Below are 9,570 nucleotides of genomic sequence, written 5' to 3'. Positions count from 1 at the left end.
TGGGAGAGTAGGACACCGCCGGACTTCCTTTACGAGAGGGCCACCCAACGCTGGGTGGCCCTCTTGCGTTAACACGGCAGTATGGAGGAGTGGATATGGCTGCGGAGGACGGCGACCGACCCGACCGAGGACGGCACGACCGAGGCGATCGCCCGGGAGCTCCTCGAGGCCGTGACGGCGGCCGCGGACCGCGGCGCGAGGGCGGTCCGCGGGACGCCGGCGCCTCCGGCGGCCGCCGCCCGCAGCGCGACGGCGACCGCCCTCGCTACAGCGATCGCGACTCCCGTCCGCAGCGCGAGGGAGACCGTCCGCGTCGCGACGGCGACCGTCCCGCGTACGGCGATCGCCGTTCCTATGGTGATCGTCCGCGTCGCGATGGCGACCGTCCTTCGTCCGGCGATCGTCCGCGTCGTGATGGCGATCGTCCCGCTTATGGTGATCGTCCGCGTCGTGATGGCGACCGTCCTTCGTCCGGCGATCGTCCGCGTCGTGATGGCGATCGGCCTTCCTACGGTGATCGTCCGCGTCGTGATGGCGACCGTCCGTCGTCCGGCGATCGTCCGCGTCGTGATGGCGATCGGCCTTCCTACGGTGATCGTCCGCGTCGCAATGGCGACCGTCCTTCGTCCGGCGATCGTCCGCGTCGTGACGGCGACCGTCCGTCGTACGGCGATCGTCCGCGTCGCGATGGCGACCGTCCCTCGTACGGCGACCGTCGTCCGCAGCGCGATGGGGACCGTCCGTCGTACGGCGATCGTCCGCGTCGCGATGGCGACCGTCCCTCGTACGGCGACCGTCGTCCGCAGCGCGATGGGGACCATCCGCGCTCGTTCCGGGACGGCGACCGCCGCCCTCAGCGCGATGGCGGGCGCCCGTCGGGGGAGCGCCGGTTCGACGATCGCCGCGACGATCGCCGCGACGACCGCGAGCGCTCGAACTCGCGGCCGCCGGAGCACGCCCGCATCCCCGACCCGGAGCTGCCCGACGACATCATGCCCCGTGATCTCCCGGGGGCGGCCCGCAACGAGCTGAAGACCCTCAGCAAGGAGAACGCCGAGCGCGTCGCGCGCCACCTGGCGATGGCGGCCCGCACGCTCGACGAGGACCCCGCGCTCGCGCACGAGCACGCCCTCGCCGCCGTGCGCCACGCCGGCCGCGTGTCGATCGCGCGCGAGACGCTCGCGATCACCGCGTACACCACGGGCGACTACGCGCTCGCCCTCCGCGAGCTGCGGACGTACCGCCGCATCACCGGACGCGACGACATGATCGCGATGATCGTCGACAGTGAGCGCGGCATGGGGCGTCCCGACCGGGCGCTCGAGGAGGGCCGCGCGGTCGACCGCGCAGCTCTTCCGCCGGCCGTGCGCGTCGAGCTCGCGATCGCGATGTCGGGCGCGCGCCTGGACATCGGGGAGACGCAGCTCGCGCTCGCCGAGCTGGACATCCCCGAGCTGGACCCCGACCGCGCGTTCGAGTGGAGCCCCGGTCTCTTCGCGGCCCGCGCGAATGTGCTCGAGGACCTGGGACTCCACGACGAGGCGGCCGAGTGGCGGCGCCGCGCGGAGATCGCCGCCGACGCGCTCGGGCACACGGTCGACGAGGACGAGTTCGACGTGATCGAGATCGACGACGCCGACACCGAGGAGCTGCCGGAGTCGGCGGAGGAGGTCGCCCCAGCGGAGCCTGCCCGCGTCGAGGAGCCGGCCCCTGTCGAGGAGCCGGCCGCCGAGGAGCCGGCCGCCGAGGATGAGACGTTCACGGTCGAGGACGAGGTCGCCGAGATCCTCGCGGAGATCGACGCGGAGCCGGAGTCCGCGGACGACACGCCGGAGTCGTCGGCGGTGAGCGACGAGGACGAGGACGGAGAGGGCCGCCCCGATGGCGCTCTTTTCTAAGCGCGAGAAGGAGCGCACGCCGCTCGACGGGGTCGACGCCGTTCTCGCGGATCTCGACGGCGTCGTGTACGCCGGGCCGGGCGCCATCCCGCACGCGGTCGGGAGCCTGAACCGCGCGGCGGACGAGGGCCGGCGCCTCGGGTACATCACGAACAACGCCTCGCGCACGGACGCGACGGTCGCGGCCCACCTCGTGGAGCTCGGACTCCACACGCGTCCCGAGGACGTCGTCACGAGCCCTCAGGCCGCCATGCGGCTGCTCGCCCAGCGGATCCCGGCCGGCTCGACCGTGCTGGTCGTCGGCGGCGAGGGGCTCGTGGTCGAGGTCGAGAAGGCCGGGTTCGTCGTGACGCGCAGCGCCGACGACGGGCCCGCCGCAGTCGTGCAGGGCTTCGCGCCGGACGTCTCGTGGATGCAGCTCGCCGAGGCCGCCTACGCGCTCGCCCTTCCGGAGGACGAGGGCGGCATCCCGTGGATCGCGACGAACACGGACTGGACGATCCCGCAGGCGCGCGGCATCGCGCCGGGCAACGGCACGCTGGTCTCGGCCGTGCACACCGCGGTCGGCCGCCTCGCGACCGTCGCGGGCAAGCCCGAGGCGCCGATCTTCCACGAGGCGGTCGCCCGTTTCGGCGCGACCTCGCCGCTGTTCATCGGCGACCGGCTCGACACAGACATCCTGGGCGCGAACCGCGCCGGCGTGCCGTCGGCGCTCGTGCTCACCGGCATCGACCGCCCGAAGCACGTGCTCGCCGCGCCGCCGGACAGCCGACCGACCTACATCGTGTCCGACCTGCGGCAGCTGTTCGAGCCGTACCCGGTCGCGCGCGTGAAGGGCGACGCCGTGTGGGTGCGCGACGCCGCCGTGCGGATCGACGGACCCGACGTGCAGATCGTCTCGGAGGGGGAGCCGATCGACCTGCTGCGCGCCGCGGCGAGGGCGATCTGGGACACCGGCCGGCAGATCTTCGGCTTCCGCGTCCCCGAGCGGCTCTACGCCGATCCGTTCCGCTGAGTCGCCGCCCGCGCGACGTATCCTTGACCGCGTGAGCGACAGCAGCGACGAGCGGTCCGCCGAGGACCGGCAGACCGAGGGCGAGGGCCTGGTGAGCCGGGTGCGGATCATCGAGGGCCAGCCGCTCGCGGACCGCGCCGCCGCCTATGCGAGCCTGCACGACGAGCTCGCGCGGCGCCTCGAGCAGGCGCCCGCCGAGCCCGGCGAATGAGCCTCCGCCTGGACGCCGCGCTGGCCGCGCGCGGCCTGGCGCGCTCCCGCACGCACGCGGCCGCGCTGATCGAGGCGGGGCGCGTCACCGTGGCGGGTCGTGTGGCGTCGAAGGCCTCGATCAAGGTCGACGACGAGACGCCCATCGTGGTCGCCGACGCCGACCACTACGTCAGCCGTGGTGCGCACAAGCTCATCGCGGCGCTCGACGGGTTCGGCGTCGATCCCGCCGGTCGTGTGGCGCTCGACATGGGAGCCTCCACGGGAGGGTTCACGCAGGTGCTCCGCGAGCGCGGCGCCGAGCCGGTCATCGCCGTAGACGTGGGGCACGGCCAGCTGGCGCCGCAGGTGGCCGTCGACGCGGGCGTGCGCTCGGTCGAGGGGTTCAACGTGCGGTACATGACGCGCCAGGGGCTCGCCGAGGCGAGCGGCGTGGAGGAGGCGCCGTCCGTGATCACGGGGGACCTCTCGTTCATCTCGCTCACGCAGGTGCTGCCCGCGGTCGCCGAGGTCGCGGCGGCGGACGCCGACGTCGTGCTGCTGGTGAAGCCGCAGTTCGAGGTGGGGCGGACGCGCATCCCCAAGGGCGGGGTGGTGGCCGACGCCGGCCTCCGGGCCGACGCGGTCACGGAGGTGCTGTTCACGGCGAGGGATCTCGGGATGGGGACGCTCGGCGTGCTGCCGTCTCCGATCCAGGGCACGCACGGCAATGTGGAGGTGCTCATCCACATCGCCCCGGGTCGCGGGACCGATCCGACAGAATGGAAGACCACGATCGACAGATGCAGCGCAGGATGACGAGCGACGGAGGACGATGAGCGAGCGGAGGATCCTGGTCGTCGCCCACGCGCACCGCGAGGACACGGTCGAGGCCGCGGTGAGGGTCGTCGCGCTGCTGCGGGCGGCGGGCGCGCAGCCCGTGCTGTCGCCCGAGGACCGCGCGGAGCTGTCCGCCCTCGCGCCCGTGCTGGCGGATGTGCCCGTGCTCGGCACGGACATCGCGCTCGCCGACATCGAGCTGGCCATCGTGCTGGGCGGCGACGGCACCATCCTGCGCGCCGCCGAGCTGGTGCGCGACGGCACCGCCCCCGTGCTCGGGATCAACATGGGCCACGTCGGCTTCCTCGCCGAGATCGAGCGCGACGCCATGGACGCCGCCGTGCAGCGGGCGGTCGCGGGCGACTACGCCGTCGAGGAGCGGCTCGCGCTGGACGTGCGCGTCAAGGACCGCGCGGGCCGCGTGGTGTACGAGACCTGGGCGCTGAACGAGGCCACGGTCGAGAAGGACAGCCGCGAGCGGATGATCGAGGTCGTCATGGAGATCGACCGGCGGCCGCTGTCGACGTTCGGCGCCGACGGCGTCGTGATCGCGACCCCGACCGGATCGACCGCGTACAACTTCTCCGCGGGCGGCCCGGTCATCTGGCCGACCGTGCAGGCCATCGCCGTCGTGCCCCTGTCGGCGCACGCGCTGTTCGCCAGGCCGCTCGTCGTGGGGCCCGAGCACGCGGTCGCCGTCGAGGTGCTCGAGGGCGGCGCGGGCGCGTCGGCCGTGCTGTGGTGCGACGGACGCCGGTCGCACCCGCTGCCGCCGGGCGCCCACGTGGCCGTGCGCCGGTCCGCCCAGCCCGTGCGCCTCGCACGCCTGCACCCGGCGGTGTTCACCGACCGCCTGGTGCGCAAGTTCAAGCTCCCCGTCGAGGGATGGCGCGGGCCCGCCGAGCCGACCGCGACCGGGGTGATCGACACCATCCCGCCGGAGGCCGACGAATGACCCGTGGCGGAGGCGACTCGTGATCGAAGAGATGCGGCTGCGCGACCTCGGCGTGATCAGCGAGGCGACGCTCCCGATCGGGCCCGGGTTCACCGCCATCACGGGCGAGACGGGCGCCGGCAAGACCATGGTCGTGACGGGGCTGGGACTGCTGCTCGGTCAGCGGGCCGATTCCGGCGCCGTGCGCGCGGGCGCGCCGCAGGCCTCGGTCGAGGGCGTCTGGATCGTGCCCGAGGAGGGTGCCGTGGCCGAGCGCGTGCGCGAGGCCGGCGGCGACGTCGAGCCGATCGGCGGCGGGCAGGCGGAGCTGTACCTGTCGCGCACGCTGGCGGCCGAGGGCCGCAGCCGGGCGAGCGTGGGCGGCCGGGCGGCGCCCGCCGGCGTCCTCTCGGAGCTCGCGGACGAGCTGATCGTCGTCCACGGCCAGTCCGATCAGCTGCGGCTCAAGTCGGCGGCCGCCCAGCGCGACGCGCTCGACCGGTTCGCCGGAGACCCCGTCCGCGAGGCGCTCGCCGCCTACCGCGAGGCTTACGAGGCCTGGCGGGCGCTGGACCGCGAGCTCGAGTCCATCACGTCGCACCGCGAGGCGCGCGCGGCCGAGGCGGCCGCGCTCCGGGCGACGCTCGCGGAGATCGAGCAGGCGGCGCCGGAGGCTGGGGAGGACGTGGCTCTCGCCGAGCGCGCCGAGCGTCTCGCGAACGCCGAGGAGCTGCGCGCGGCGGCGGCGGTCGCCCGGGAGGCGCTGTCGAGCGAGGACGGCGCGGTCGACGTGTCGACCCTGCTCGCGGAGGCGCGTCGCGCGCTCGAGCGCGTGGCGGATCCGGCGCTGGCGGCGCTCGGGGAGCAGCTGGCGGACCTCGGCTACCGCGCCGCGGACATCGCGGTGGAGCTGTCGGGGTTCCTCGCCGACCTGGACGAGACCGGCCCCCAGGAGCTCGCCGCCGTCGAGGAGCGTCGCGCCGTGCTGAACGGGCTCGTGCGCGCGCACGGCTCGCTCGACGCGGCCATCGCGCTGCTGGAGTCGGGATTCGCGCGCCTGGCCGAGCTGGATGACGACGACGACCGCGTGGAGCGGCTGCGCGCGCAGCTGGCCGACGCGCGCGCCGGGCTCGACGTGCGGGCCGAGGCTCTGACCGCGGCGCGGACGAGCGCGGCAGAGCGCCTCGCCGAGGCGGTCACCGAAGAGCTGCACGCCCTCGCGATGCCCGACGCGCGCCTGCTCGTCCAGGTGAGCCCGGGCGCGGAGTCCGCGCACGGGCGCGACGACGTCGCGCTGCTGCTGGCGCCGCATCCGGGTGCCGAGCCCCGGCCGGTCTCGCGCGGCGCCTCGGGCGGTGAGCTGAGCCGCGTGATGCTCGCGATCGAGGTCGTGATCGCGGGCACCGACCCCGTGCCGACCTTCGTGTTCGACGAGGTGGACGCCGGTATCGGCGGCGCGGCCGCGATCGAGGTCGGCCGCCGTCTGGCCCGCCTCGCCGAGGCGTCGCAGGTGATCGCCGTCACGCACCTCGCGCAGGTGGCCGCGTTCGCGGGCAACCACCTCAGCGTGGTGAAGGCCAACGACGGGTCCGTCACGTCGTCGAGCGTCACGCGCCTCGAGGGCGCCGACCGCGAGGCCGAGATGGCGCGCCTGCTGTCGGGCCTGTCCGACTCGGAGGCCGCGCTGACCCACGCGCGCGAGCTGCTGCAGCTGGGGTCCGTGCGGGCATGAGCCGCGAGCGGGGCGGCGCGCCCGGCGCCGATCCGGCCGCCCCGGCCGACGCCGTCCCGATCCCGCCCCGGCACCAGACCCGGCTGTATCGCCGGCTGTCGCTCCTGCTGCTGCGCATCGAGGCGCGCTCGCGTGCGCGCGGCTCGCGGGGCACACGGCTGGCCGCGCGCATCGTGTGGACCGCGGTGGCGGCGCTCGGCGTGCTGCTCCTGGTCGGGCCCGTGATCAACCAGCCGCTCGGCTTCGACGACCATCTCGATGCGGCGGGCTCCGCAGCCGATTCCTGGATCGCGCGATCGTTCGAGGCGGACTACGAGCTCGCACGCGACGACGACAGCCGGGTCCAGATCGCGGTCGAGGAGCGGATCACGGCGGCGTTCCCGGACGACGTCGACGAGTCGCGGATCGAACGGGTGCTCGTGAGCCAGTACCAGGGGCATGACGTGCAGCCGCGCCTCGTGACCGCCGAGCTCGACGGGCGTGAGGCGACGGTCGGCGTGCGGCAGGGCGCCACGCGGACGGTCTTCTCGATCGAGACGGACGAACGCCTCACCGGCGACCATGAGCTGGTGCTGCGGTACACGCTGCACGACGTCGCGTTCGACTCGTTCGACGAATCGACGCGCGAATGGACCCAGGTGCTCGAGTGGGATGCGTTCGGGCCGCGCTGGGAGCATGCGACCGCGGCGACGTCCGTGCGCATCACGGTGCCGCGCGAGCTGGTGGACGACTTCGCGCGCGAACCGCGCGCCGGGATCTCGTGGCTGCTGCTGGGGGAGAGCACCGCGCTCGAGGTCGATCGCGAGACGGTGGATGCCGTCACGTACGAGTTCACGAACGACCAGAACCTGCCGCCTCACGCCGCCGCGTGGTTCCGCTTCCACTTCGCCCCCGGCTCTCTCGTCATGCCCGCGCCGTCGCCCGTGTTCTGGGTCATGGTCGTGGGTCCGTTCGCGCCGCTGCTGGCCGCCGCCGTCGTGCTCCTGCTGTCGCTCGCGGCGCGGGCCGTGGCGTGGGGAGACGCGCGCGGCCGGGCGTGGTTCGTGGCGCAGTCCGAGCCGCTCGACGGCATCGCCCCGCCGCTCGCGGCGCGGCTGTGGCGCGCGGTCGGCACCGCGCCGCTCGTGCGCGCGCTCGCCGACTACCAGGCCACGGCGCGGCGGCCGGGCATCGCGCGACCGCGCAGGCGCGGACTCCCGCTGCCGTGGCGCCGCGGCCGACGCGACGCGCCGCAGCCGCCCCGCCGGGATCGCGAGCCGGCGCGACGCGCGCTCGCCCGCGAGCTGCATCGCACCGGGCGCCTCGGCAACTGGCCGCGCGCGTGGACCGAGTACCCCCGGGATCCGGTGTGGCGAGAGGCCTTCCAGCGGAACCTGCGCCGCGTCCCGGACGGCTTCGTGCGCGACAACGTCGTGGGCGCGGCGCTGGCGCTGCCCATCCTGCAGCTCGGACTCGCGCGCCAGCTGTCGTTCCAGTTCCCGCTCAGCGTGTTCTGGTGGCCGGTCGCGGTCGTCGCGGCGACCATCCTGATCGCGGCCGTCGTGCTCGTCATCGCGCTGTCGGCGCGCCCGCTGACCCGGCGAGGCGCACTGGTGCGAGAGCACCTGCTGGGCATCCGCCTCTTCGCCGAGCGGACGAGCGCGGCCGACAGGGCGACGCTCGCCGACCCGCTCCTGCCATACGCCGTGATGTTCGCCGGACCGCGCCGGGGAGCGGCCATCGTGCGGCGGGCGATGGACGAGGCGGGCGTGCCGCGCGCGGTGCGCGAGGACCCCGACTTCCTCGGGGGCGGGCGGCTCGCCATCCGGATCGCGAGCGCGCTGCTGGTCGTCGGCGCGTTCCTGCTCGCGAACCTCGTGCCGTCGCCGAGCGTGACGCCGCCGCGCGACGCCGCGTGGGACGACCTCCCCGGCTCGTACGGGATGTTCGTGCGGGCCTTCGACGCCGAGGCGACGCTCGAACGCGATGCGGCCGGACGGCCCGTGCTCGAGGTGGAGGAGCGGCTCGCGGTGACGGTCTCGGACGGCAGCCGGGAGGTGCCGCAGGTCCTGCGGCAGTGGACGGACCGGCCGGAGGGCGGCGATCAGGGGCTCGAGGTCACGGCGGTGACGATCGACGGCGAGGACGCGCCCTTCACGACCGAGCGGACGCAGGGTATGGCGCTGCTGCGCACCGCACTCCCTGACGAGTGGCCGGGGGAGCACGATGTGGTCATCGCCTATCGCCTGGCGCATCCGGTCACCACCTCCCGGTCCGGCGGGCAGTGGCATGACGACCTGCGGTGGACGGCGCTGAACCCGCACTGGACGTGGGGCTGGGAGGGGCTGCTCGACCTCGGCGGCGACCGCGTGGGCGTCGAGCGCATCCGGGTGTCGCTCACCGTGCCGGCGGACCTCGCCGACCGCGCGACGAGCGCCGCCGCGCTCGACCACCGCCGGGGACAGGATCTCGAGCTGCGCGAGCCCGACACCGTCGAGCGGGACCCGCGCGCCGTCACCTACGTGCTGACCCCGGAGCCCGGCGACGACGCTCGCTTCCTGGGGATGCGCCTCGCCTTCCCCGAGGGATCGCTGGCACCCGCCGACCGCACCGACTGGTGGCTGTGGCGGATCTGGCAGGACACCCCGCTCGCGCTCGCCGCCGCGCTCGGTCTGGCCGCGCTCGCCGCGGCCGTCACCGGAATCCGCCGGGCGCGCGGGCTGCGCCCCGGCCCGCTCCGAGACGTGGTCCGCTGGGGCGGCCCGGCGGCCGCGCTCGCCCTCCTGCCCGTATTCGGATGGGCGACGTCGGAGTGGTCGGGCGACGAGCCGGGGTTCGCGCCGATCGCGATCCTGGGGCTCGTGGCCGTCGTCGCGACGATCTGGTCGCTCGTCGCGACCCACGATCCGGGATCCGACGGCTCCTCGCGGCGGCGTACCCGGGCGTGACACGATAGGCGGAACGCGCGCGGCGCGGCCCCGAC

The 9,570-nt window shown here is 74.8% G+C and carries 8 protein-coding genes; 7 read left to right on the top strand and 1 reads right to left on the bottom strand.

The genetic code is table 11. The features are described from left to right. Nucleotides 1-68: 68 nt before the first annotated feature. Nucleotides 69-821 (bottom strand): hypothetical protein, encoded by a 753-nt coding sequence (locus ACYVGN_RS05205; protein WP_460789203.1) that lies wholly within the window; start codon nt 819-821, stop codon nt 69-71. Between the two features lie 171 nt (nt 822-992). Here ACYVGN_RS05205 and ACYVGN_RS05200 point away from each other — a divergent pair, with 171 nt between their 5' ends. The 7 genes from ACYVGN_RS05200 to ACYVGN_RS05170 are packed head-to-tail and all read left to right on the top strand — an operon-like array spanning nt 993 to nt 9,535. Then, nucleotides 993-1,898: a hypothetical protein gene (locus ACYVGN_RS05200; protein ID WP_460789201.1), complete on the top strand. Its 906-nt coding sequence runs from the start codon at nt 993-995 to the stop codon at nt 1,896-1,898. Then, nucleotides 1,882-2,913 (top strand): HAD-IIA family hydrolase, encoded by a 1,032-nt coding sequence (locus ACYVGN_RS05195; protein WP_055990770.1) that lies wholly within the window; start codon nt 1,882-1,884, stop codon nt 2,911-2,913. Before ACYVGN_RS05200 ends, ACYVGN_RS05195 begins: the two co-directional genes overlap by 17 nt. Before the next feature lie 31 nt (nt 2,914-2,944). Further along, nucleotides 2,945-3,124, top strand: coding sequence for a hypothetical protein (locus ACYVGN_RS05190; protein ID WP_460789198.1), 180 nt, complete (start codon nt 2,945-2,947; stop codon nt 3,122-3,124). Continuing rightward, the gene (locus ACYVGN_RS05185) at nt 3,121-3,921 is read left to right on the top strand and encodes a TlyA family RNA methyltransferase (RefSeq protein ID WP_055990764.1); all 801 of its coding nucleotides are present in this window, start codon (nt 3,121-3,123) and stop codon (nt 3,919-3,921) included. Before ACYVGN_RS05190 ends, ACYVGN_RS05185 begins: the two co-directional genes overlap by 4 nt. Nucleotides 3,922-3,937: 16 nt before the next feature. Beyond that, on the top strand, nt 3,938-4,897 hold the full coding sequence (locus ACYVGN_RS05180) for an NAD kinase (protein WP_055990761.1): 960 nt from the start codon (nt 3,938-3,940) through the stop codon (nt 4,895-4,897). Between the two features lie 19 nt (nt 4,898-4,916). After that, a complete protein-coding gene (gene recN, locus ACYVGN_RS05175) occupies nt 4,917-6,608 on the top strand; it encodes a DNA repair protein RecN (RefSeq protein WP_460789196.1) in 1,692 nt (563 codons plus the stop codon). Continuing rightward, the gene (locus tag ACYVGN_RS05170) at nt 6,605-9,535 is read left to right on the top strand and encodes a DUF2207 domain-containing protein (RefSeq protein WP_460789195.1); all 2,931 of its coding nucleotides are present in this window, start codon (nt 6,605-6,607) and stop codon (nt 9,533-9,535) included. Before recN ends, ACYVGN_RS05170 begins: the two co-directional genes overlap by 4 nt. The last annotated feature ends 35 nt before the right edge of the window (nt 9,536-9,570 follow it).

Source organism: Microbacterium lacusdiani (assembly GCF_054779895.1).
The sequence above is the reverse complement of the archived record's forward strand: the minus strand, read 5'-3'. Positions and strand labels throughout refer to the sequence as shown.

Bases quoted from the DNA above. Each gene is read 5' to 3' on its own strand.
- ACYVGN_RS05205 (WP_460789203.1), bottom strand. From the start codon at position 821: ATGGTCCCCATCGCGCTGCGGACGACGGTCGCCGTACGAGGGACGGTC.
- ACYVGN_RS05200 (WP_460789201.1), top strand. From the start codon at position 993: ATGCCCCGTGATCTCCCGGGGGCGGCCCGCAACGAGCTGAAGACCCTC.
- ACYVGN_RS05195 (WP_055990770.1), top strand. From the start codon at position 1,882: ATGGCGCTCTTTTCTAAGCGCGAGAAGGAGCGCACGCCGCTCGACGGG.
- ACYVGN_RS05185 (WP_055990764.1), top strand. From the start codon at position 3,121: ATGAGCCTCCGCCTGGACGCCGCGCTGGCCGCGCGCGGCCTGGCGCGC.
- ACYVGN_RS05180 (WP_055990761.1), top strand. From the start codon at position 3,938: ATGAGCGAGCGGAGGATCCTGGTCGTCGCCCACGCGCACCGCGAGGAC.
- ACYVGN_RS05170 (WP_460789195.1), top strand. From the start codon at position 6,605: ATGAGCCGCGAGCGGGGCGGCGCGCCCGGCGCCGATCCGGCCGCCCCG.